The organism is Nocardia sp. NPDC056564 (assembly GCF_042793755.1).
Classification (GTDB): Bacteria; Actinomycetota; Actinomycetes; order Mycobacteriales; family Mycobacteriaceae; genus Nocardia.
The window spans coordinates 236,301-259,147 of record NZ_JBHTUR010000002.1; the positions used below are offsets into that span (position 1 = coordinate 236,301).

General features: G+C 63.1%; 18 protein-coding genes. 6 read left to right on the top strand and 12 right to left on the bottom strand.

Going from position 1 to position 22,847, the window contains the following annotated elements:
- Positions 1-211 precede the first annotated feature (211 nt).
- Both ilvD and ACFQ9K_RS05070 read right to left on the bottom strand, forming a co-directional pair.
- Positions 212-2,053, bottom strand: a complete 1,842-nt coding sequence (gene ilvD / locus ACFQ9K_RS05065) for a dihydroxy-acid dehydratase (RefSeq protein WP_378719753.1) — start codon at positions 2,051-2,053, stop codon at positions 212-214.
- 344 nt (positions 2,054-2,397) lie between these two features.
- On the bottom strand, positions 2,398-2,835 hold the full coding sequence (locus ACFQ9K_RS05070; RefSeq protein ID WP_378719751.1) for a PH domain-containing protein: 438 nt from the start codon (positions 2,833-2,835) through the stop codon (positions 2,398-2,400).
- Positions 2,836-3,253: 418 nt separating this feature from the next.
- Here ACFQ9K_RS05070 and ACFQ9K_RS05075 point away from each other — a divergent pair, with 418 nt between their 5' ends.
- The 4 genes from ACFQ9K_RS05075 to ACFQ9K_RS05090 all read left to right on the top strand — a co-directional run bounded on the left by ACFQ9K_RS05075 (position 3,254) and on the right by ACFQ9K_RS05090 (position 7,453).
- Positions 3,254-5,218 (top strand): acetolactate synthase large subunit, encoded by a 1,965-nt coding sequence (locus ACFQ9K_RS05075; protein WP_378719749.1) that lies wholly within the window; start codon positions 3,254-3,256, stop codon positions 5,216-5,218.
- Positions 5,219-5,294: 76 nt separating this feature from the next.
- A complete protein-coding gene (gene ilvN / locus ACFQ9K_RS05080) occupies positions 5,295-5,798 on the top strand; it encodes an acetolactate synthase small subunit (protein WP_150405443.1) in 504 nt (167 codons plus the stop codon).
- A gap of 72 nt (positions 5,799-5,870) precedes the next feature.
- Positions 5,871-6,872 (top strand): ketol-acid reductoisomerase, encoded by a 1,002-nt coding sequence (gene ilvC, locus ACFQ9K_RS05085; RefSeq protein WP_378719792.1) that lies wholly within the window; start codon positions 5,871-5,873, stop codon positions 6,870-6,872.
- A gap of 197 nt (positions 6,873-7,069) precedes the next feature.
- Complete coding sequence (locus ACFQ9K_RS05090; protein WP_378721112.1) at positions 7,070-7,453, top strand: VOC family protein; 384 nt, start codon at positions 7,070-7,072, stop codon at positions 7,451-7,453.
- An 80-nt stretch (positions 7,454-7,533) separates the two neighbouring features.
- Here the strand turns inward: ACFQ9K_RS05090 and ACFQ9K_RS05095 are convergent, their stop codons facing one another.
- From ACFQ9K_RS05095 to ACFQ9K_RS05110, 4 genes are all read right to left on the bottom strand, one after another.
- Entirely contained in the window at positions 7,534-7,833 is a 300-nt protein-coding gene (locus ACFQ9K_RS05095) for a hypothetical protein (protein WP_378721113.1), read from the bottom strand.
- Between the two features lie 355 nt (positions 7,834-8,188).
- Complete coding sequence (locus tag ACFQ9K_RS05100; protein WP_378721114.1) at positions 8,189-9,397, bottom strand: cation:proton antiporter; 1,209 nt, start codon at positions 9,395-9,397, stop codon at positions 8,189-8,191.
- A 15-nt stretch (positions 9,398-9,412) separates the two neighbouring features.
- Positions 9,413-10,423, bottom strand: a complete 1,011-nt coding sequence (locus ACFQ9K_RS05105; RefSeq protein ID WP_378721115.1) for a zinc-binding dehydrogenase — start codon at positions 10,421-10,423, stop codon at positions 9,413-9,415.
- 213 nt (positions 10,424-10,636) lie between these two features.
- Positions 10,637-11,056 carry a PPOX class F420-dependent oxidoreductase gene (locus ACFQ9K_RS05110; protein WP_378721116.1) on the bottom strand — a complete coding sequence of 140 codons (420 nt, stop codon included), beginning with the start codon at positions 11,054-11,056 and terminating at the stop codon, positions 10,637-10,639.
- A gap of 92 nt (positions 11,057-11,148) precedes the next feature.
- On the opposite strand from ACFQ9K_RS05110, the gene ACFQ9K_RS05115 reads away from it, so the two are divergent.
- Positions 11,149-12,027: an AAA family ATPase gene (locus tag ACFQ9K_RS05115; protein WP_378721117.1), complete on the top strand. Its 879-nt coding sequence runs from the start codon at positions 11,149-11,151 to the stop codon at positions 12,025-12,027.
- Positions 12,028-12,654: 627 nt separating this feature from the next.
- Positions 12,655-14,016 (top strand): VWA domain-containing protein, encoded by a 1,362-nt coding sequence (locus ACFQ9K_RS05120; protein ID WP_378721118.1) that lies wholly within the window; start codon positions 12,655-12,657, stop codon positions 14,014-14,016.
- Positions 14,017-14,181: 165 nt separating this feature from the next.
- Here ACFQ9K_RS05120 and ACFQ9K_RS05125 read toward each other — a convergent pair whose 3' ends face one another.
- The 6 genes from ACFQ9K_RS05125 to ACFQ9K_RS05150 form a co-directional block, all read right to left on the bottom strand.
- Entirely contained in the window at positions 14,182-14,619 is a 438-nt protein-coding gene (locus ACFQ9K_RS05125) for a very short patch repair endonuclease (protein ID WP_378721119.1), read from the bottom strand.
- An 89-nt stretch (positions 14,620-14,708) separates the two neighbouring features.
- Positions 14,709-15,839, bottom strand: coding sequence for a DNA cytosine methyltransferase (locus ACFQ9K_RS05130; RefSeq protein ID WP_378721120.1), 1,131 nt, complete (start codon positions 15,837-15,839; stop codon positions 14,709-14,711).
- A 121-nt stretch (positions 15,840-15,960) separates the two neighbouring features.
- Positions 15,961-16,560, bottom strand: coding sequence for a hypothetical protein (locus tag ACFQ9K_RS05135; protein WP_378982834.1), 600 nt, complete (start codon positions 16,558-16,560; stop codon positions 15,961-15,963).
- An 11-nt stretch (positions 16,561-16,571) separates the two neighbouring features.
- Positions 16,572-18,338: a DEAD/DEAH box helicase family protein gene (locus ACFQ9K_RS05140; RefSeq protein WP_378721122.1), complete on the bottom strand. Its 1,767-nt coding sequence runs from the start codon at positions 18,336-18,338 to the stop codon at positions 16,572-16,574.
- Positions 18,335-20,863 carry an ATP-binding protein gene (locus ACFQ9K_RS05145; RefSeq protein WP_378721123.1) on the bottom strand — a complete coding sequence of 843 codons (2,529 nt, stop codon included), beginning with the start codon at positions 20,861-20,863 and terminating at the stop codon, positions 18,335-18,337. The genes ACFQ9K_RS05140 and ACFQ9K_RS05145 overlap by 4 nt, the downstream gene beginning before the upstream one ends.
- Before the next feature lie 86 nt (positions 20,864-20,949).
- Positions 20,950-22,362, bottom strand: a complete 1,413-nt coding sequence (locus ACFQ9K_RS05150; RefSeq protein WP_378721124.1) for a PIN-like domain-containing protein — start codon at positions 22,360-22,362, stop codon at positions 20,950-20,952.
- Positions 22,363-22,847: the final 485 nt, after the last annotated feature.

The following is a 22,847-nucleotide window of genomic DNA, read 5'->3' on the forward strand; positions in this document are numbered from 1 at the left end:
GTGCTCGGTCATGTCACGTTGCCATCATGTGGCTGTGGGGCTGCTGCGTCTGACGGGGCGTGGAGCAGCAAGTAGCTGATGCCGAGTTCGGCTGAGGTTAGGTCGTTGTTGATGTCGGCATGGTTGGGGGTATGCCGAGTGAGGGTGGGCTGGGGGAGAACGGGGTCCGGCGCCCCTCGAAGGAGGAGCGCCGGATGGGGTGGGGCGGGGGTTATGGGACGTGGCGGACGGCGCCCTTGTCGGCGGAGGTGGCGAGGGCGGCGTAGGCGCGCAGGGCGGTGGTGACGGTGCGGTCGCGGTTGACCGGCTGCCAGGGGCGTTCGGCGGCTTCCATTTTCGCGCGGCGCTCGGCGAGCACGGCGTCGTCGACGAGGACCTCGAGCGTGCGGGTGCTGACGTCGATGCGGATCTGGTCGCCGGTTTCGATCAGGCCGATGGTGCCGCCGCTGGCCGCCTCGGGGGAGATGTGGCCGATGGACAGGCCGGAGGTGCCGCCGGAGAAGCGACCGTCGGTGATCAGCGCGCACTGCTTGCCGAGACCGGCGCCCTTCAGGAAGGCGGTGGGGTGCAACATCTCCTGCATGCCCGGCCCGCCCGCGGGGCCCTCGTAGCGGACGACGAGCACGTCGCCTGCCTTGATCTTCTTGCCGAGGATGGCCGACACCGCCTCCTCCTGGGATTCCACGACGAGCGCGGGTCCCTGGAAGGTGAACAGCTCTTCATCGATGCCCGCGGTCTTCAGCACGGCCCCGTCCGGAGCGATGTTGCCGCGCAACACGACCAGCCCACCCTCGCGGGTGTAGGCGTGCTCGTAGTCGCGGATGCAGCCGCCGGCCGCGTCGGTGTCGAGCGAGGACCACCGGTTCTCGGTGGAGAACGGCTCGACCGTGCGCACGCCGCCCGGTGCGGCGTGGAACAGTTCGATCGCCTCCGCGGAAGCCTTGCCGGAGCGGATATCCCAGGTGTCGAGCCACTCGTCGAAGCTGCGCGTGTGCACGGTGCTCACGTCGGTCTCCAGCAGGCCGGCCCGCCGCAGTTCGCCGAGGATGGCGGGGATGCCGCCGGCCCGGTGCACGTCTTCCATGTGATAGTCGGAGTTCGGCGACACCTTGGACAGGGTCGGCACCCGGCGGCTGGTCTCCTCGATGGTGTGCAGGTCGAAGTCGACCTCGCCCTCCTGCGCGGCGGCCAGGGTGTGCAGCACGGTGTTGGTCGAGCCGCCCATCGCCACATCCAGCGCCATCGCGTTGCGGAAAGCCTTGGCATTGGCGATATTCCGGGGCAGCACCGACGCGTCGTCCTCGCGGTACCAGCGGTTGGCGATGTCGACGACCACGGTGCCCGCCCGCTCGAACAGCGACCGGCGCGCGGCGTGGGTGGCCAGCGTGGAACCGTTGCCCGGCAACGCGAGTCCGAGCGCCTCGGTGAGGCAGTTCATCGAGTTCGCGGTGAACATGCCCGAGCACGAGCCGCAGGTCGGACAGGCGGACCGCTCGACCTCGCTCAAACCCTCTTCGGACACAGCCTGATTCGCGCTCGCGGAGATCGCGGTGATCAGGTCGGTCGGCGCCTGCGCGACCCCGCCGACGACCACGGCCTTACCGGCCTCCATCGGCCCGCCGGAGACGAACACGGTCGGAATGTTCAGCCGCATAGCGGCATTGAGCATGCCGGGGGTGATCTTGTCGCAGTTGGAGATGCACACCAGCGCGTCGGCGGTGTGCGCGTTCACCATGTATTCGACCGAGTCGGCGATGATTTCGCGCGACGGCAGCGAGTAGAGCATGCCACCGTGGCCCATCGCGATGCCGTCGTCGACGGCGATGGTGTGGAATTCCCTGGGCACCCCGCCCGCGGCGCGCACCGCCTCGGCCACGATCTCGCCGACGTTCTTCAAGTGCACGTGGCCCGGCACGAACTGGGTGTAGGAGTTCGAGATGGCGACGATCGGCTTGCCGAAGTCGGAGTCGGTCATGCCGGTGGCGCGCCAGAGTGCGCGGGCGCCTGCGGCATTGCGGCCGACGGTGGTGGTGCGTGAACGAAGCGGTGGCATTGATGGTCCTCGATCTGGGTCGCGGGGGCTGGGGTGCGACTGCGCAGAGTTGGCTCGGCGGCCGTTCCACGGTACTCCCGCGTGGGTGTCGGCCTACCTGGCGGTCGGGGCGGCTCGTGGCCGTCGTCCCGATCCGTTCTCGGTGTCAGTCCGTGCTGGTGTCGCCGCGAAGGGGTGATCGTCGACGCTTCGCAGACAACACCCTACCGCCGGCGATTGTTCCTGATCGCGCTCGTCGCGGTGTCATCGCCGCGTCGGCGCTCGTCCCCGCACACCTGGTGATTTCCCGCATACCGAAGCGCATGCGATTGCCTGTGCGGGAAATCAGGAGGTGTGCGGCGGGACTACTCGGAGTGGTCGGAACCGTTGGCTTCGTCCTCCGCCGCGGGTTCAGCATCCGCCGGCTTCGGTGCGGTCGGCGGTACCGCGTATGGATCCGGGATCCGGCCCTGCGACGCGAGTGCGAGATCGCGTACCCGGTCGTAACTCACCGCGGGCAACTTCATCTCGGTGCCGTCGATCAGATCCGCGCGGACGTATCCACGCTTCGGGATGCGCACACCCTTCAGCTGAGACCAGTCGAGGTGCCGCGACCCGAAAACCGTCCGCAGATCCAAGCCGGATTCGGAGACGGTGGTCTGCGTCCGCAGCACCCAGACGGTTACCGCCACGGGAATCAGCAGCAACCACCACAGCCCGATCGGCCAGCCGACGAACATGAAGAACACGCACATGAACAGGATGAACACACCTAGGAAGGCCAGGCGTGGGATGCGGATCACAGTGGCAGCCGAGCCGCCACCCGTATCCGATCCCTCGGTGGCGGTGTGGGACGATTTAGCCGGTGGCACGGACTGATGCGGTGATGACACACCACCATCCTCGCATCCCTGGTGAAGGACCAAACAGCCGCACTATCCCACATAATGGGACCTGTTTGACTCTTCGGCTCACGCACACATACCGTCATGCGCGTGAATCGAAACGAGCTTCTCGTAATCGGCCGGCGCGTCCAGCGTTGAGCCTGACTATCTGAGTCGAATACGTCAGCTCGCGTTGCGACGCGCCACCCTCGAACAGCCATGCGCTGTCGGGGGCTTTTTTGTGTTCGGACAGTCTGTCCGGCATGGCGAGTCGCAAGACACCGCATGTCAGACACAAATCCGGGGTCAGAACGACAAGCAGTTAGGAACGAAGACGGTGAGTGCACCAACCGCACGGCCCGGGCCCTCGGCCCGCAGGCCAGCGCCCTCGGCTAATCAGCCGAGCGCGCCCGCTGGCAGTTCGACGACGTCGGCCAACCGCCGCCAGCTCCCGCCCGAGCGGGTCACCGGCGCGCAGTCGGTCGTCCGCACGCTCGAGGAGCTCGGCGTCGACACCGTATTCGGCATTCCCGGTGGCGCGATTCTCCCGGTCTACGACCCGCTGTTCGACTCGACCAAGGTGCGCCACGTGCTGGTCCGGCACGAGCAGGGCGCGGGTCACGCCGCGACCGGCTATGCCCAGGCCACCGGCAAGGTCGGCGTCTGCATGGCGACCTCGGGTCCGGGTGCGACCAACCTGGTCACGCCGATCGCCGACGCGCAGATGGACTCGGTGCCGATCGTCGCGCTCACCGGCCAGGTCGGCCGCGGCCTGATCGGCACGGACGCCTTCCAAGAGGCCGACATCTCCGGCATCACCATGCCGATCACCAAGCACAACTTCCTCATCACCGAGGGCGTGGACATCCCGCGCATCATCGCCGAGGCGTTCTACCTGGCCGCGAGCGGTCGCCCGGGCGCGGTGCTGGTGGACATCCCGAAGGACGTGCTGCAGATGCAGACGACCTTCAGCTGGCCGCCGGAGATGCGCCTGCCCGGCTACCGTCCGGTGACCAAGCCGCACGGCAAGCAGGTGCGCGAGGCCGCGCGGATGATCTTGGAAGCCAAGTCGCCGGTGCTCTACGTCGGTGGCGGCGTGATCAAGGCGGACGCCTCGGCCGAGCTGCTCAAGCTGGCCGAGATGACCGGCATCCCGGTGGTCACCACGCTGATGGCGCGCGGCGCGTTCCCGGACAGCCACCAGCTCAACATGGGTATGCCCGGCATGCACGGCACCGTGGGCGCGGTGGCCGCGCTGCAACGCTCGGACCTGCTGATCACCCTCGGCGCCCGGTTCGACGACCGGGTGACCGGCCAGCTCGACTCGTTCGCGCCGGACGCCAGGGTGATCCACGCCGACATCGACCCGGCCGAGATCGGCAAGAACCGGCACGCGGACGTGCCGATCGTCGGCGACTGCCGCGAGGTGATCATCGAACTGATCGAGACGCTCAAGGCGGACCCGGCGGCGCAGACGGCCTCGGGTCGCACCGCAGGCTCCGCGCCCACTCCGCTGCTGGACCTCACCGAATGGTGGAAGTACCTGGAGGGCGTCCGCAAGAGCTACCCGCTCGGCTGGACCGCGCCCAGCGACGGCTCGCTCTCGCCCGAGTACGTCATCGACGCGCTCGGCCGGCTCGCCGGACCCGACGCCATCTACTGTGCGGGCGTCGGCCAGCACCAGATGTGGGCCGCGCAGTTCATCAAGTACGAAAAGCCGCGCACCTGGCTGAATTCCGGCGGTCTCGGCACCATGGGTTACGCCGTTCCGGCGGCCATGGGCGCCAAGATGGGCATGCCGGACAAAGAGGTGTGGGCGGTCGACGGTGACGGCTGCTTCCAGATGACCAATCAGGAGCTGGCCACCTGCGCCGTCGAGGGCGTGCCGATCAAGGTCGCGCTGATCAACAACGGCAACCTGGGCATGGTCCGCCAGTGGCAGACGCTGTTCTACCAGGAGCGCTACTCCAACACCGACCTCGGCACGCACACCCTGCGCATCCCCGACTTCGTGAAGCTCGCCGAGGCCCTCGGCTGCGTCGGCATCCGGGTCGAGCGCGAGGAGGACGTGGAGGACGCGATCCGCCAGGCGCAGGCCATCAACGACCGTCCGGTGGTGATCGACTTCATCGTCGGCAAGGACGCCCAGGTGTGGCCGATGGTCGCCGCGGGCACCAGCAACGACGAGATCATGGCCGCCCACGGCATCCGCCCGCTGTTCGACGACGACGAGCAGGCCTCCGAGCCCGCCGTCATCCACGAGGCGATGTCGCACGAGAAGAACAAGGTGAGCGAGGCATGAGCGAGCGCAGCGAGCGAACAAAAGACAGAGCTACGAGTGTGCTCGTGCCGGAGCCGAGCGCTAGCGAGGTGGAGGCATGAGTACTACGCACACGCTGAGTGTGCTTGTCGAGGACAAGCCTGGCGTGCTGGCGCGAGTCGCGGCGCTGTTCTCCCGCCGCGGCTTCAATATCGAGTCGCTCGCGGTCGGCGGCACCGAGATCCCGGAGATCTCCCGGATGACCATCGTCGTCACCGTCGAGGACCTGCCGCTCGAGCAGGTCACCAAGCAGCTCAACAAGCTGATCAACGTCATCAAGATCGTGGAGCAGGATTCCGACACCTCGGTGGCCCGCGAACTGATCCTGGTGAAGGTCCGCGCCGATGCCAGCGTGCGGACCCAGGTGATCGAGGCGGTTACGCTCTTCCGGGCGAAAGTGATCGACGTCTCGCCGGACGCGCTCACCGTCGAGGCGACCGGAACCCGGTCCAAGCTCGACGCGTTGCTGCGCATGCTGGAACCGTTCGGCATCCGGGAGATCGTGCAGTCCGGTGTGGTCGCGGTGGGCCGTGGCCCCAAGTCGATCACCGCGACACGTTAAATCGCTTCCAACTAAACAACTTTCAGACCTAAGCACAGTATCCAGAAGGGAACCAACCAAGTGGCAGTCGAGATGTTCTACGACGACGACGCCGACCTGTCGATCATCCAGGGCCGCAAGGTCGCGGTCATCGGCTACGGCAGCCAGGGGCACGCGCACTCGCTGAGCCTGCGCGACTCCGGCGTCGAGGTCCGGGTCGGCCTCGCGGAGGGTTCGAAGTCGCGGCCGAAGGCCGAGGAGGCGGGCCTGACCGTCGGCACCCCGGCCGAGGTCTCGGCGTGGGCCGACGTGATCATGGTGCTCGCTCCCGACACCGCGCAGGCGTCGATCTTCACCAACGACATCGAGCCCAACCTGAAGGACGGCGACGCGCTGTTCTTCGGCCACGGCCTCAACATCCACTTCGGCCTGATCAAGGCGCCGGAGTTCATCACCGTCGCGATGGTCGCCCCGAAGGGCCCCGGCCACCTGGTGCGCCGTCAGTTCGTCGACGGCAAGGGCGTGCCCGCCCTGATCGCCGTCGATCAGGACCCGAAGGGCGAGGGCCAGGCGCTGGCGCTGTCCTACGCCAAGGCGATCGGTGGCGCCCGCGCCGGCGTCATCAAGACCACCTTCAAGGAAGAGACCGAGACCGACCTGTTCGGTGAGCAGGCCGTGCTCTGCGGCGGCACCGAAGAGCTGGTCAAGACCGGCTTCGAGGTCATGGTCGAGGCCGGTTACGCGCCGGAGATGGCGTACTTCGAGGTGCTGCACGAGCTCAAGCTCATCGTCGACCTGATGTACGAGGGTGGCATCGCCCGGATGAACTACTCGGTCTCCGACACCGCCGAGTTCGGTGGCTACCTGTCCGGCCCGCGGGTCATCGACGCCGACACCAAGAAGCGCATGCAGGACATCCTCAAGGACATCCAGGACGGCACCTTCGTCAAGCGCCTCGTCGCCAACGTCGAGGGCGGCAACAAGGAGCTCGAGGGTCTGCGCAAGGCCAACGCCGAGCACCCGATCGAGGTCACCGGCGCCAAGCTGCGCGGCCTGATGAGCTGGGTCGACCGGCCGATCACCGAAACCGCCTGAGTCTCAGCCGAACAGCGGCCCGGCGCCTGATGGTGCCGGGCCGCTGTTGTTTGCGGATCGGCGATGCGTGGCCCGGCTCTATGCCGTGCGGACAGGGTCCGGTCTACGCGGACATTCCCGCCGCTGACGAGGGGAATACCCCCTATGTCGCGCCGAAATTGTCCGTCCAGAACGGGTGGCGCCGGTAGCCTTCACCCATGACGTCTCTCGCTGCGGCCGATGTCATCGCGTTCGCGCCGTCGACCGATCTGGAACGCTCGCGCCGGTTCTACGGCGGGGTGCTGAAACTGGAGATCGTCGAGGTGACACCGTTCGCATGCGTGGTGCGCAATGGCGGCACCATGATTCGGGTCACCGCCGTGGAGCAACTCGCACCGCAGCCGTTCACGGTGCTGGGCTGGGCGGTCGCCGATATCGCCGGCACGGTCGCCGAACTCGTGTCCCGCGGTGTGGAATTCGTCCGGTACGACGGAATGGGCCAGGCCGGCAACGGCGTCTGGACCACGCCGGGCGGTGACCAGGTCGCCTGGTTCACCGACCCGGACGGAAACGTATTGTCCCTGACCGAATTCAGTGGCTGACCGACGCGGTTACCGGGTACGGCCGAACCGGTCGCCGAGACGGGAACGGCCCGGCTCCGCGACGGGGCCGGGCCGGGTGCCTAGCTGCTGCCGAACAGCCCGTGCGGACGGTTCTGCCGGAACTGCCAGAACGGGTCCTGATCGCGGTCGGAGAACGGGCCGTTGTTGCAGCGCCAGTTCTTGAACGGACCGAAGTCGCAGTTGGGATCGTGGCGCGGATGGTGATGCCGGGCCTCGGTGACGCCGGGGACGCCGATCCGGGCGTCGGCGGAGGCGGGAATCGCCAACGCGGTCAACGGAACCGCGACGATCGCGCCGGCGACGGCCACTCGGGCCAGCAGGCGGCGCGAATTCGTGGACTTGGTTGTGGAGAACAACATGGATCCTTTCACTCTGCGGTGAACTGTTCGTTCACCATCCCCCGCTGCGGTCTGCCCCCGCGATGACGCACAGCGGTCGCTGGCGCACCCCGCGGGCAGGTCGGGATCAACTGTGCCGCCGCCGCTTTGCGGGCGCCCCCGGGCCACCCGGCGCAGCACCGACTGCACGGTCTCACTCTCGCGCATTTCGATCGAAAGGTCACGGGTGTTGGCAGGTATGCGGAAACTTTCAACCTTGGGTATTAGGGGTTAACCCCCAGGGGCGCAACGTGCCCCGAGCATCGATGGCACCGATGTCAGGGGCACGCCTGCAGGCATCCGCGCGGGTGCCGGGAATCAGCCGGAGTTCGGCCCGCTACTGCGGCGAGCTGTCACGTCGCCGCTTGCCCAGATGCTCGGCGACCAGTGGCGCGCCGATTCCGTGCAGGAAGACGCTGCCGACGACCACCACCAGCGTCACGCCGATGACGAGGAACGCGTCCTCGTCGTCGTGCAGACCGTTGAACGCGAGCAGTGCGAACACGATCGACGCGACGCCGCGCGGACCCAGCAGGCCGATCATGAGCCGCTCGCGCTGGGTGAAGGCCGAGCCGAGCAACGACAACCCGACCGGGACCAAGCGCACCACCGTCAACGCGAGCAGTCCGTACCCGACGACCTGCCAGCTGAGCCAGCTGAATGTCGCCGCCGCGACGTTGCCGACCGCGAACCACATTGCCAGACCGGCGAACTCGGCCACGTCCTCGGTCGATTGCAATGGCTCGCCCGGCAATTCGCGGCGCAGCGTGCTGTAGGCGATGCCCGCGAGGAAGGCCGCCACGAAGCCGTTGCCGTCCAGCCACACCGCGACGCTGTAGGTCAGCACGGGAATCGCGATGGTCCCGATGCGCACGGCCCGCGCGTCCGTCCACCGTTTGCGCGCCGCCACCGACATGCAATATCCGGCTACCGCACCGATCGGCAGGCCGATGAGCACCGACTTCACCACCGCGGGCACCGCCTGCCCCAGCGCGTGCAGCGCCTGATCCGACTCCGCGCTCGCCTCCGCGGCGGCCAGCGCGAACAGGAAGATCGGCGCGACCAGCCCGTCGTTGAACCCGCTCTCCACATTGAGCGCGTGCCGAACCCGTTCCGGCACCCGCAGATCCCGCACGATCGCCTGCGCGGGCACCAGATCGATCGGGACCACGATGCAGGCGATCAACAGGATCACCGTCCACGAAATACCCGGCAGCAGAGCGAATCCCAGCAGATACGCGGCGGCCAGGCTCAGCGGGAAGGCGATGAACAGCAGCCGGAAGATGCCCGTGTGCCGACGGCCGGACAGCCCCTTGCGCACCTCCGTCGCATCGGTGAAAAGGAACAGCGCCAAGATGAATTCGACGACCCGCTGCGCCGAATCGGTGTTGACCGCGGTGGTCAGCCAGTGATCGCTGCTCCAGCTCACCACCGCGCCGACCACCACCATGGCCAGCGGCGCGGTCACCTTCCACCGAGCCATCGAGCGGGACAGGCAGGACCAGATGAGGATGACCGTCATCGTGGCCGCGATCGCGATGAACATGGGACTCCCGATCCGTCAGGGACGCAGGATGAGCCGGATCGGATCGCCCTCTTTACGGACGAGCCGATCGACCACGGCGGGGGCTTCGGCCAGCGGGAACACCCCGCTGATCGAACGCGAAAGGTCAAGGCGCCCACCGGCGGTCAGCCGAATCAACTGCGGCACGTGGGTGGGGCCCGAACCGTAGTGCCCGCGAATCTGTTGCTGGGCAACTACAAACGGCGCGCTGTACTTGATGGTCAGCGGCTCGTTGACGATGCCGACCAGGACCAGCCGGCCCTGGAGCGCCAGCACCCGAAGCGCCTGCTCGCGCACCGCGGCCACGCCGGCGAAGTCGAACGCGACATCGATGCCCGTGCCGCCGGTGGCCTGCTTGATCTTCTTCGCCAGCTCCGGGTCGGCCGAGTCGAGAGCCAGATCCGCTCCGAACTCGACGGCCCGATCCCGGGCGGCGGCGTTCGGGTCGACCGCGATGATCGGATAGGCGCCGGCGATCCGCAGCAACTGAACCGCGTGCGCGCCGAGCCCGCCGATGCCCCAGACCGCGACGGCCTGCGCCGGGCGCACGTCGCCGGTCGCCGTGATCGCGGCCCACGGCGTCGAGACCGCGTCCGGGATGATCGCCGCCTGCTCGAACGGCAGGCTGTCCGGTATCCGGATGACGGACTCGGCGGTCGCGAGCGCGTATTCGGCCCAGCCGCCGTCGTAGTCGACGCCACGCGTGTAGACCACGCCCTTGCGCAGCTCGCCCGCCTGCAACGCCACCCGGTCGGCCACAGCGAGCCCGGTGACCTCCGGCCCCACCTGCGCGATCGTTCCGGCGACCTCGTGGCCGAGGGTGACCGTGTCGCCGTCGAGCAGCTGCGGTTGCAGGCCGCCGTCGATGAGGTGCACGTCCGACAGGCAGACGCCCGCGGCCTCGACCTTGACCAGGACCTCGCCCGCTCCCGGCACCGGCTTGGGCACCTGCTCCATGGACAGGGTGTGCGAGGGGAGATGCAGTCGGGCCGCCAGCATCGTTTCCATGCGTGTCCTCCGCGAATAGTGAAAGGCGAGGCTGACGACGCTATCAAACAAGATCAACGGGACGTGGTGTTGACGTTGTGCGGGTGACTGCTCGGCGAAGTCCCATTCGAAGCAACACCCCGTGCCCTAGGGGACGTGGTGGTGGCGTTGTGCGAGTGAACGCGCCACAGTGTCCCGTTGGTGCTCTGAGCGGGGTGACCTGACCGCGGCGGCCTATTCGACGTTGCGGGCGCCGCCGTCCGGGTTTGCCGGGTCGATATGCCAGCTTCGGATGCGGCGGGGATGGATGCGGATGATGTCATGGGAGAACCACTCGGGCGCGACCGGCGGGACGTCTACCGTCAGCGTCTCCACCACGCCGCGGATTTCCACGCCGCGTCCCCAGCCCGGCTTCACCGCGCCCGGCTCGTCCGGCGTCATGTCATCGATCAGCAGGCTGACCTTGGGGTTGCCCAGGATGTTGCGATAGCGCTGGGTCGCAACATGATTCGGTCCACCCAGGTCGATGGTGTCGTCGTCGTTGAGCCGGAAGCCCAGCGCGATGATCTGCGGGGCCCCCTCGGCGGTGACGGTGGCGAGGCGGGCCAGTTTCTGGCCGGCGAGGTAGGCGCGTTCCACGTCGGTAAAACTCATATCGCGACCCTAGAACCTCAATCGCAGTTCAGATCAAGACCCGTGACCGCGAATCGAGGCGGTCGGGTCTCGGCGATCTAGACTCTCTACTGATGAGTAAGTTCTTCAGTTCCGTCGACGAGGTGACCGGACGGCTCACCGATGCCGGGTACCTCCCGTCCATCGACATCGCCACCGCCGTCTTCCTCGCCGACCACCTCGGCAAGCCCCTCCTGATCGAGGGGCCCGCCGGCGTGGGCAAAACGGAGCTGGCCAAGGCCGTCGCCGCCGCGTCCGCCGCCGACCTCGTTCGGTTGCAGTGCTACGAAGGAATCGATGAGGCCAAGGCGCTCTACGAGTGGAACCACGCCAAGCAGCTGCTGCGCATCACCTCCGAGCGGGACGCGTGGGACAGCACCCGCGACCACGTCTTCACCGAGGAATTCCTGCTCGCCCGGCCCTTGCTCGCCGCGATCCGCAACCCGGACCCCACCGTCCTGCTGATCGATGAACTGGACAAGGCCGACGTGGAGCTGGAAGGTCTGCTGCTCGAAGTCCTCGGCGACTACCAGATCAGCATCCCCGAGCTAGGCACCGTCACCGCCGTCCGCAAGCCCTTCGTCATCGTCACCTCCAACGCCAACCGCGACCTGTCCGAGGCATTGAAGCGACGCTGCCTCTACCTCCACATCGACTACCCCACAGCCGAATTGGAACGCGCGATCGTCCGGATGAAGGTCCCCGAGCTGGACGAGGCGCTGGGCGAACCGGTCGTTCGAGTCGTCGGCGCCTTGCGTGAACTCTCCCTGCGTAAGCCCCCGTCCATAGCCGAAACCATCGACTGGGCAAGAACTCTGGTCGCCCTCGGCACCCGCTCGCTGACCGGTGGAGTGGTTCGCTCGACGCTCGGAGTGTTGCTGAAATACCAAGCGGACCACCGCATTGCGGCCGAACGCCTGGCTTTGGACGCTGATGAGGGGACGGCGAAGTGAGGGTTCTTCCGATCTCGCGCAAGCGCATTGAGCCCCCAGTGTCGACTCGGATGAAGGCTGAAGGCGGCTTCTTCGGTCCGCAGCAACCCACGTTGTCCGAGCGGAGTACCGCAGCGACGCAAGGATTGACGATATCCGTGCGACAAGGTGATCGGTGTTGCCAGCGCCGACGGGTGTGGTTCGAATGAGAGGAGGGGGCAACTCGGTCGCCGTCGGCACTGACACCACTCGGTGGTGCATGCCACCTTCGCCGATGGCGCCGGTTCGGACGAACGGTTGGGATCGTGCCGGGGCTCTCAGCTTCAGCGCCGTTCTGTGGTGGATGCCGCATGACCTGACTGCCGCGGATCGGGCAAGGGGCCGGACCCCTGGCGGCGGTACGGCCGAGTGGTCTGGGGCGCTGCTGCGTGCCACGGTCAGTACGGGAGTCCGGCGGTGCACACCGGCCGTCGTGCCTGTTCGGCTCGGGTTGCCGACTGGTGCCGCGGGTGGGTCGGGATCGGGACGTCCAGCGGGTCTCGTGGCGGGACGCTTCGGGTGCGGCGAGCGGACCGCGGTGGTCCGGACGGGGGCGGCGGAATGACGTCTACGGGTCGGGCACCTGCTCCGAAGCAACCGTCCGACACGATGACCGACCGTCTCGTCGAATTCGTCGGGCTACTCCGTGATCACGGAATCAACGCCGGCCCCAGCGAAACCATCGACGCCGCAGAAGCAATGCTCGCACTCGGCTTGTCGGACCGGAACAGGCTGCGCTCGGGCCTGGCCGCCTGCCTGCTCCGCCGCAACGGCCAGCGCGCCGTCTTCGACCAACTCTTCGATCTGTACTTCCTCACCACCGAACTCCCGCAGCCAGCGCCGCCGGAATCCATTGAGTCGCTTCGCGATCGACTGGCCGCCGCGCTCACCGAAGACGACCCAGGCGCCGCCGCCGACCTCGCCCGCCAAGCCCTCACCCAGCTCGGCGCCTACGGTGGAGCCGGCACCGGCCAGATAACCGCCCCCGTCACCACCGCCTCCGGCGCAGGCTGGTCCTCCTACCTCACCCTGCGCGCGTTGAACCCCGACGACCTCATCGCCCGCGTCGCCGCAAACACAAGCGGCGCAACCGAACTCGACTCCGCCGTCCGCACCATCGAAGCCAACCGCCGCCTCACCCAATTCCGCACCGCCCTCCACACCGAGGCCCGCCTCCGCTCCGCCCAACTCCGCGGCACCGAATACATCGCCCGCCGCGGCGTCGACACCAGCGCCGACCAGATCGATTTCCTCGGCGCCCGCGAACAGGACCTGGCCGAAATGCGCCGCCTGGTAACCCCTTTGGCTCGCAAACTCGCCACCCGCCTCGCCGCCCGCCGCCGCAAGTCCGTCCGCGGCCACATCGACATGCGCCGCACCCTCCGCCGCTCCATGTCCACCGGCGGCGTCCCCATCACCCCCGTCCTCCGCTCCCGCAAACACGGCCGCCCCGACCTGGTAGTCCTAGCCGACCTCTCCGGCTCCGTAACCGGCTTCGCCGAATTCACCCTCCACCTGATCCAGGCCCTACAAGACCAATTCACCAGGGTCCGCAGCTTCGCCTTCATAGACACCTGCGACGAAATCACCGACTTCTTCACCCCCGGCGAACCACCCACCCCCGGCCATGCCGCCCGAATCGCCCGCGAAGCCAACATCGCCCGCTACGGCAGCAGCAACTACGGCGAGGCCCTACAGGGCTTCGCCGACCACTACCTAGACGCCCTAGGCCCCCGAACCTCCCTCCTGATCCTCGGCGACGCCCGCACCAACCGCACCGACCCGAATCTCCCTGCCCTACAAGCCATGTGCGACCGCGCCAAACACGCCTACTGGCTGAACCCCGAACCCTCCCGCTCCTGGTCCACCGGCGACTCCGCCGCCCACACCTACGCCGACCACATCACCATGCACGAGTGCCGCAACGTCAAACAGCTCGCCGAGGTCATCGGGGCTCTCATACCCGTCTAATTGCGGATCACTATTCCCATGGACGTCAACGACAGTTGAGACGGTGTACTCAAAGTCAGCACGGAATCTCCCAATCTGCGAGCAGCTGGCTGAACTTCGCCAAATAGTTCGTGAAAGTGCTATGTTGGATCGACGTATAGTGGGCTCGATATATGCTCGTAGGTATCAATCTGCGCTTGTCTGTACGATACGAGTAATCGCCTCGGCAACAGCAGCAGCATCTTCGTGCTCCCAGTAGCGCAGCACTGTCCAGCCCATTGATTTGAGCACTACATTCGTATCAGAGTCGCGCGTCATATTTGTCGCAATCTTACTGGTCCAATAAGTATTGTTGTGCTGGAACGTCCGGCGACCATGTTCGGGGCATCCATGCCAGAAGCATCCATCAATAAAAACGGCAACCCGAACTTTTGTGAATACGATGTCTGCTTTTCGGCGTAGACTGGGTTCGGGCGCATAGGCAACTCGATATCGCATACCCTTTCCGTGGAGTATGCGGCGTACGGCAAGTTCAGGTTTAGTGTCCCGCGAGCGGTTCGCTTGCATGTTACGCCGTCGGCCTGGCGACGACGCCCAGGAATCGGTTGTGTATCTACTGGCCACACACCTAAGCTAGCCTGTCGAATCAGTAGCCTGAACGGGTACGGCACCGCGTCCAGATGCAGAGCGGGGCACGAGGTCCCCGCTCTGCACTAGAACAAGCGCTGAGTACCGCGATCAATCTTTGGCTGTCCACTCTCCGCAGACCTGATCGCCAGCACGATCTGACGGCCTACTGCCTCGGCGACAGGAGGCGGAAAGGCGTTGCCCACCTGGCGGTACGCCGCAGTCTTTCGCCCTGTTATCTCCCAGTCGGGCGGAAAACCTTGCAGGAGAGCGGTTTGCTGGACTGTCAGCTTGGGCCGGTGGTCGATCGGAGTGTCGGGGCCAGGGGTGGCGTCTTCATTGGCTACTCCCATGGCATCCACGCCCATGGCGGCCCATGCTTGTTTGGCTCGGGTTGGCCCCAGATCTGCGCCTCCATGTTTCTTGGAACCCCCGACCAAGGTGGGGGCGATTTTGCTTGCGTTTCGTACCCAGTCCGCTGCGCCGGGCCAGCCTCCACGCGACATCGAATCCTCTAGCACTTGTCCCACGCTGGGAGCATTTTCTGGATGTTTCTCGGGCCATGAAAAATACGGATCGTATTCGGCTTGAAGCGCCACTAACACCGAGCGGGGGCGAAGCTGTGGTACTCCGTAGTCACACGCATTGAGAAGCTGCCAGCTCTGATGGGCTGCGGCCTCGTCTTCCGAGTGAATCACGTAGCCATTCGAGACATGGTTGGAGCAGATAAGTGCATCATCCGGGCCGGGAATGGTTCCCTCACAGAATGAATGCTCAAGTCTCCAGAGAATCCATTGCCGATATTTGCGGAACTTGGGCTGCAAAAGGCCACGGACATTCTCAATCATGACGGCTTTAGGGCGAAGTGCACGTATCAAATCGAGCATTGCAGGGAAGAGATCCCGCTCATCTTGGTGACCAAGTTGCTTTCCCGCCATGGAGAACGGAGGACAGGGCACTCCTCCGGAGAGAAGGTCTAGTTCGGCGTAGAGACGCTTCCCGCTGACGACCTCGTCGCGATAAGTGAGAACATCCCCCTCTACGATTTCGGCGCCAGGATTCCGGCTAGCCAGATTCTTTCTTAGGGTCTCACATGCATTGTGGTCAATCTCCACAAGTGCAGTATGAACGAACCCGGCGTTCTCCAGCCCGAGTGCTTGGCCTCCCGCGCCGGCGCAGATCTCTACAGAGGTGAGCGTCCGCGATGCTGCGGTCATGCCGTACCTCCTGCTCGGAAGCCGAGCCCTGTTGGCCCGGCCTGTGTCTGGTCAACCTTAGCGAGAGAGGGTGACAACCTCTGAAGGCGGCTCTGATCTGCAAGGAAAGCCTGGTTGGTGATCAGTCGTCTTCTAGCCCTAGCACGGCCAGCAGCTCCGCCTTCTCCTGGTCGGAAGCCTTCTTTATACGAAGATTATTCTTGACGACCACCGGAATCAGTGAGGTAGCTATATCCAGTGACTGAAGTGTGTATACGTTGGCACCGCTTGCTTTGTCTGTATCGATCTCGATGCCGAGCCCGCGCAGCTCACGGATCCTTCTTTCGGTGTGTATGGAATCTTTAGTAGAGTAGCGAAGAAATTCTGCATTTACCGGTTCCCTTATATGCTGTAGGAGTATGGCAAAAAGAATTTCATGCGTTCGGCTTCCGTATGGGACAGTCAGATACTTTGCTGGAATCTTACCGCCATATTGCTTCTGTATCTCATCGGCCAGCTTACTGCGCAATTCATGGAAGGCCGGACAGTCAGTCGGTAGCTGAGATAAGACAAGAGCCTTCATAGATTCAGCCAGAAGTTTCTTCGTGTACAGGTATGCATCGAGAATATCCTGAGCAGATTCTTCATTATCGAGCAGTTTATGTAGTTCGCCGACAGCGTGAACTACGTCTGGACGCAGCCGGTTCCAGTCTGCCTTTGGGTTATTATATTTTTTTGTCATTGGAGTCTCCCCTATTTGTTATTTATTATCTCTAGTGCACTGTCCGGCGGATAACGGAGTATTTGGACGTCTTCGCCCGCGTCCTGGACTGCCTGTACGTCGCCGAGCCACTCCCGCAAGAATTGTGCTCCTTCGCGATCTTCACCGTTGGCGCGCATGAACGACACTTTGTTGCCGATCCGCACTCGAGGATTCCGCTCTGCCTGGGTGGATGTGAAAGAGTCTTGCAGGTCGAGTCCTGCTGCGAAACGTCGGATGTCGGACACAAAGTCCAGGACGACTACGCAATCCTTTCCAGGTGCAAGGCGGAGGCCCCGGCCGAGCTGTTGGACAAATATGCGACGACTGTGCGTAACACGCTGAAAAACCACGATGTTAACGTCTGGAACGTCTATGCCTTCGTTCAAGACATCGACCGCGCAAAGAACGGAGATGTGACCATCGGAGAAGTCCCAGAGAATTCGGCTTCTGGTTGCAGCGCCAACAGACTGGCCATCGGCGGTCCTGGAGGCAATTACTTCCGCGGTAGTGAAGCCTAGGGCGTTGATGCGTGCTGCCATCCGCTCTGCATGGTCGATAGTGCCGCAAAAGACGATTGCGCGTGGGTTTGGTTGCTGTTGCCATACCTCGGCGAGTCGGTCTGCAACGGCGTCGTCCCATTCTTCGATGAAGAGAGTGCGGTTAATTCCGCGCGGCGTGAGAGCTTTCGTTGTTTTCGACAGGCCGGCGGCCAGGAAACCCCAGTCAATATTGTCGGTATACATTCTGTAGTCGACATTTGCTAGGTAGCCTTCGCGGAGTCCGCGTATCATGTCTATATCTACGATCGGAAAATCGAACCAGCTGTGTAGAGGTTGGCCGTCCGGGCGCCACGGTGTGGCAGTCATCCCTACCAAGAAGGCCCCGCCATCACCAGCGGATAGCTCGTCTAGCACAGTTTCATATTTGGCTGTGCCAAGATGGTGACACTCATCTACAATAACCAGCCTGAAGTCCGGAAGTGATCTGCCACTTCCGATCCATGCGGCAACGCTGTCAACGCAGGCGAACACAATGTCCAAGTCCGCCAGGGTGTCGGAATCCGGACGCTCGTATCCATTCCATACTCCGACTGCGACCGAGGCAGGGAGAAGGGGCCAGAACGCACGTTCAAGCTGATATACGAGCTCATTCCGGTGGGCAAGCACGAGTGTCTTAGCCCCCGGTTGGAGATTTGTGAAGCGCCGGTAAAACTCAGCCGCAACGAAAGTTTTTCCCAACCCGGTTGCAAGTACCACCAGCGCGCTACGGGAGCCGTTGAGGAACTCCCGCATGATGGAATCTACGGCGTGAACTTGATAGGACCGAAGTTCATAGCGCTGCGGTATGCGCTGTGAGAGTGGTTCATTCGGAACAAGAGCTGCCTGTTTCAGCAGGATCCGGCGGTCCCACAATTGCAGAGGGATACCGCCCTCCATGATTTGGACCTGCTGTGTCCGGACTCGGGGAGTGAACCCGCTTAAGCTCACTATCACGGGTATGTCGGCCCCGTAGCGGTGGCAGGCAGCAATCACCTCGGCCACGACCTCTGTGCCGACTGGGGTGCGCCAGCGCTTTACTTGAAACAGCCAACGTCGGCCGCCGATCGTGCCGATTACATCCGCTCCTCCGTCACCGGAAGCGCCTGCCAACTGAACACCCTCGTACCCGCGTGCTATCAGGAGTCGCTGGACGGTCCGCTCGAACGCCTGCCAGCCGGTCCCGCTCAGGCCAAGTTCAGTGACTAGGCGTTGGCTCATGACGACAGCTTGTCGGCCAGGAATTCCGCCGCTGCGCGGGCCCTGACCACAATGAGCCGCTCTGGTTGCTCGTATCGAAGATATGACGCAGCGTCCTCAAGGCATCGGAGGTACTTGACCTGCAACTCGTGGCGCATCTTCTCGGTGACAACTGGCCCCATGTCATTTTCCTGAGGCCAGCCATCCTGCCAGACTTGGCCGTCGAACCATGCCTGCGGGTGAAAGTTGAAGAAAGCGGCGAGAGTCTCGCGGTCGCAGTAACGCAGATAAGTTCCTGTCGACTTCATGCGGCCCAGCTCGGCTAAGTCCACTCCAGACTTAATCATCGCCTCGGCCATGGCTCTTTGCTGTGCGTCATCAAGCTCGCGGTAGAAGTCCTCAGCCCTAGGTGCGTTCTGAATCCGATCGATGATCGCCGCAAAAAGCTCTTTAATTGCGTTACGTGCGGTATCGGCATTTTCGTCAACTGCTTCTCCCCAACCTTTTTTCAGCAAGTCAGACGTCAGCACGGCAACGCTATGGCCAGGTCGGCGACGTAGATGCATATGGAGGCTGAACAAGTATTGCGCCGCTTCTGCCGCAATTAATATCTGGGGGTGCAAGCTGGTTTCTGTGAAGAAATGGTGCGTCAGATCAACGTAGATCGTTAGATGGTCGGAAACGGCATTGGTAACCAGTGGCACCGGAGGACGTCCGTAGGCAGCATTTATTGGACGCTGAACGCTGAACACTGTGATGTCCAAAGGTGCGCATGGCGATCCGTTGGCTAAAGTAATGACCAGTTTCTCAGCGCCGAGTTCGGGCCGCATTTCTGCGCCATACGCGAGGGCCTCCGCGCTTGCCGGGTGTGGTGCGTCTTTGACGCTGCCGCATGTGTGACAGTTCTCTATGCCGGCCGTATTGTCCGTTTCACAAAAAGCGCAAGTCCACGGAAGCAATATCTCCAGGACTTGGGAGGTGCCGCAGCTATCGCAGCTTTTTGCCGAGCGGGCTATCATGGATCCACATTCGGAATTCCGACACGGCCTACCATCAAATATATGCGAGCATCCGATGCAGGACTCTGCATCATTGACGTTCTGAGATCCGCATTCAGGACAACCGAGAAGTTCATCTAATGGAGGCTCGTTGGCTGATTCGACGAGCTCCCACCATTTCGCGTCGTCGTAATATCCAGGGAGTCGGTCGAGAAATTTTTGATAATAATCCCGTTCTACCTCCCTGGGAACTCGTTCAGCTTTTCCCTTGGCTTTGTTATACTGCCCCATGTACATGTCGCCGCGGCCGAAGTTGCGAATCTTGCGATATCCCTGGAATATGCGCGAAACCGGTGATTCATTGGTTTCTGTATCTTTCCATTTCGACGGATGTAGAGATCCTCCGCGCAGAAAGTTCATCGCCTCCTGCCATTCAACACTGGCTCTCTGAAAATCTTGTTTTTGAAAGTCCACGGGGACGTGGTCGAGATGTACTTCGCCGACAATTCGACCGTACTGTTGATCGATCGGATATTCTCGTTCAAGCTTTCCGGTAATTTCGTTGGCATATTCAAAACATGACGCTTTGTCTGCGGCGCGGATCGCTCTGCCGTTGCGGATAAGATCGATGCCAAAGTCGTTTGCATCGTCGAACCGTTGGACGCCGACCCAACCGCGAATGCGCTGGACAATCTCCTGACTGTCTTGTCCTCCGCATTGAGGACATACTTCGCTGCTGCCGAATTCGATCCCGTCCCTTGGGCATCTGCGCGACCGATCGATCTCTTCATCAAATTTGATCGTCGCCGGGATCTTGCCGTACTTCTGATGCTCTACGAAACGTGTTTCGGGCCACGCGCAATGTTCAAATGCGCGGCAATTACGACCATTGACACTGATCAGGACGGGATTCGCAAAGTCCCCGCGAAGTAGTGTTGCATATCGGCGCCCGAGGTGTTCACGTACTGCGTCTTTGGGCATCTGCGCGAGCTTTCGAATAAACCGGCTATTCGCATCACCGTCGGGCCACCAGCCTCGAATTTCCACAATTGTGCCATGTGTCAAGTTGGGCGGTTTGGCGATCTGCTCGGCTTCCACCGTGAATTTCCTTGCTCGCAGGAGTTCCGGCAGGTCCAGCGTAACTTCAATAGCATAGTCGTTCTCGGTCTGGGCGGACACCATTCGGGTAACCTGGCCGAGCTTGCCGGTAGCGATATTGAAACCCATGCCGAAAAGGCCCAGGGTCCCAAATGTGGTTTTATTAGTATATCCGGCCCGCATCCCATCAGCGATTTGCTGCTCGGTCAACCCAGGGCCCGTGTCTCGAATTCTGATGAGCCCCTCCCCTCGGTTTACCTCCGAAGTACCGGGGATCTCGATCAAGACCTGCTGCACGGCTGAGGGATTCCCTGCAATACGTGCCATGTAGAAGGAGTCGATCGCATTGTCTATTAGCTCACTCAACGCGTCGATCACTGTGATCGGAGTCCGGGTTAAAGCAACCAGGACTTCTGGCGTCGGTGTGATGTCCAGAAGCTTGTGCGACATCGCGCTCGCGTCCGCCCCTTCTTTGTAGTACCGCCTGGGTCTGCGTTCAGAACTAAGCGTCGAATTACGGTTGGTCTTCCGAGGAACTATGTGGCTCCGTACGCGTCGGCCTGCCGGACGGCTAGGCGCTGGAGCACCAGTCGGTCAGCTTCCGGAGCTAGCCCTACAACTTGGACGAACCAGGGCGCAATCCAAGTCGAGGTCCGATAGGGCCACTCACCTTCGCGGAGGACCGTCCCTTGGACCCAATGTGGTCCTGGCGGAGAGTTGGATCGAATTGCGGCAAGCATCTCCACGAGGGGTTCGCCATCGCTGGCCTTTCGACGCCCGAACTCGACGGTTACGCCTATCAGCCACCATTGAAAGAGCCGATGAGTCGAAGACTCGACTGCTCGTCGAACTGCGCTCGTGGTTAGCCCTGCAGCTTGGTAGGCGGCGATGCTGAGCTCTGTAGGGGGAGCCGAGACCGCAGCTTCAGTCTCGGTCACGATCGCCTTGGCGAGCAAGCTCTCTTCGGAAGATTCAGCTGCTCGTTTGATCTCTTCTGAGGTTTCCTCAGCGATATCGACGTGCAAATACTGTCGTATGCCGTCGAAGAAGCTCTGCGGCTTTTCAATCCGCAACTCGGCGCCTGCCCGCTGGCGCATCTCGTCAAACAACATTGGCCAAGGCCTCGACTTCATGCCGAGCTCGGGAGGCTGGTACCAGTCCTCTTTGCCGTCAGCTGAGACTAAAAGGACGCGCCGTGGCTCTTGCATAGCGGCCGCTTTCTCGATCACCTCCTCCCATAGGAGGTAGTCTCCGGCTGACCGCAGCGGTGTAGCCTTGCCCATATCGGAGAACCCGGGTGGGATGTTGTTAGGGAAGCGGTACGAGTAAGCGTCTTCAACGCGTTGCCGCACTACACCGGGGGGCGGTGGTGCACCAATCCGATCCTCAAATAACGCCGCTACAGCCTCCAGGATGTCGTCGCCTGACCAAAGCTTGCCTACCGTTTGGTCTTGCTCGTCCTTCAAGGCCCTGGCGTGACTGAGCAGCGGCTCCTTCCATCCGTCCAGGTGGCTCTCGACAACCTTCACGTTGATCTTCTCTTCGAGTGCGTCCTGGGCTTGTGTATCCCGGGTATACGTCTCAAGCATGTTCTGTATGAGTTCCCGGGCGTTGACAATTGCCTTGGCCGCGTCTGCGAACTTGCGTTCGATCTGGCCGGGAGCGTCCTGGAGCGCTCGGCTGTGTGAGCGAACCCTGCTGTGTCGGTTGCGGACGAACTCAAGTCCCACTTGGTAAGGAAGCCACAACTGTGCTGAGATTCTTTCGAGTGCCGCAAAGACTTGTTTCCGGGCAGTCGGCGTGTATTCATACAAGTCAAGAAGGACGTTCGTGTCCAGGATAACGAGTGCCTTAATAAAGAAAACCTCTCGGTCGGTATCATCCGGACTCGGGGCAGGAGCGATCCAAGCCTGGTACTGCCGCATCAAGAGCGGTTTCTGATCCTCCACCCAGAATCCTCACGCCAGTCGCGCACTGTTGTGCCAATGGTTCCCTCCCCATGCTGCCAAGTCAAGATCACTACTGTCGATTCCCGCCTGGCATGAAGGGCAGTCCCTATGAAATCACATGTACCTCCTCCGGTTTGGGTTGCCCCGAGCGATGACTGTGCGTGCCTACCGGCCGCTGAGCGGATGACCGGGGTGTTGGGTCGGTTCGCAACCGGGTCTTGCAGGGGAGGACGTTGCAACGGTGGCCGATACAGAAGCGCCGAGCTGCCTGTGGGAGCCTAGGCCGTACAGCCGCTGCTATCTCCTACAGCGATAGGTGTGGCGCGTGAATGCTTGAACCCCGTTGGTCTCGATAGGCCGCGCTCGTACTGTTGAAGGTGACACCGTGCCAGCAATGCGTCGATTGTGCATAGCATCAGGCTGCCTAAAAGTCCGGGCAGACGGCCGCTGGGGTGGAGGTGAAGCCTGCTATCTAGCGGGATCAT

Excerpts from the sequence above, each read along its gene's own strand:
- ilvD (WP_378719753.1), bottom strand. The coding sequence starts at position 2,053 with ATGCCACCGCTTCGTTCACGCACCACCACCGTCGGCCGCAATGCCGCA.
- ilvN (WP_150405443.1), top strand. The coding sequence starts at position 5,295 with ATGAGTACTACGCACACGCTGAGTGTGCTTGTCGAGGACAAGCCTGGC.
- ilvC (WP_378719792.1), top strand. The coding sequence starts at position 5,871 with ATGTTCTACGACGACGACGCCGACCTGTCGATCATCCAGGGCCGCAAG.
- ACFQ9K_RS05090 (WP_378721112.1), top strand. The coding sequence starts at position 7,070 with ATGACGTCTCTCGCTGCGGCCGATGTCATCGCGTTCGCGCCGTCGACC.
- ACFQ9K_RS05095 (WP_378721113.1), bottom strand. The coding sequence starts at position 7,833 with ATGTTGTTCTCCACAACCAAGTCCACGAATTCGCGCCGCCTGCTGGCC.
- ACFQ9K_RS05100 (WP_378721114.1), bottom strand. The coding sequence starts at position 9,397 with ATGTTCATCGCGATCGCGGCCACGATGACGGTCATCCTCATCTGGTCC.
- ACFQ9K_RS05105 (WP_378721115.1), bottom strand. The coding sequence starts at position 10,423 with ATGGAAACGATGCTGGCGGCCCGACTGCATCTCCCCTCGCACACCCTG.
- ACFQ9K_RS05110 (WP_378721116.1), bottom strand. The coding sequence starts at position 11,056 with ATGAGTTTTACCGACGTGGAACGCGCCTACCTCGCCGGCCAGAAACTG.
- ACFQ9K_RS05115 (WP_378721117.1), top strand. The coding sequence starts at position 11,149 with ATGAGTAAGTTCTTCAGTTCCGTCGACGAGGTGACCGGACGGCTCACC.
- ACFQ9K_RS05120 (WP_378721118.1), top strand. The coding sequence starts at position 12,655 with ATGACCGACCGTCTCGTCGAATTCGTCGGGCTACTCCGTGATCACGGA.
- ACFQ9K_RS05130 (WP_378721120.1), bottom strand. The coding sequence starts at position 15,839 with ATGACCGCAGCATCGCGGACGCTCACCTCTGTAGAGATCTGCGCCGGC.
- ACFQ9K_RS05135 (WP_378982834.1), bottom strand. The coding sequence starts at position 16,560 with ATGACAAAAAAATATAATAACCCAAAGGCAGACTGGAACCGGCTGCGT.
- ACFQ9K_RS05140 (WP_378721122.1), bottom strand. The coding sequence starts at position 18,338 with ATGAGCCAACGCCTAGTCACTGAACTTGGCCTGAGCGGGACCGGCTGG.
- ACFQ9K_RS05145 (WP_378721123.1), bottom strand. The coding sequence starts at position 20,863 with ATGTCGCACAAGCTTCTGGACATCACACCGACGCCAGAAGTCCTGGTT.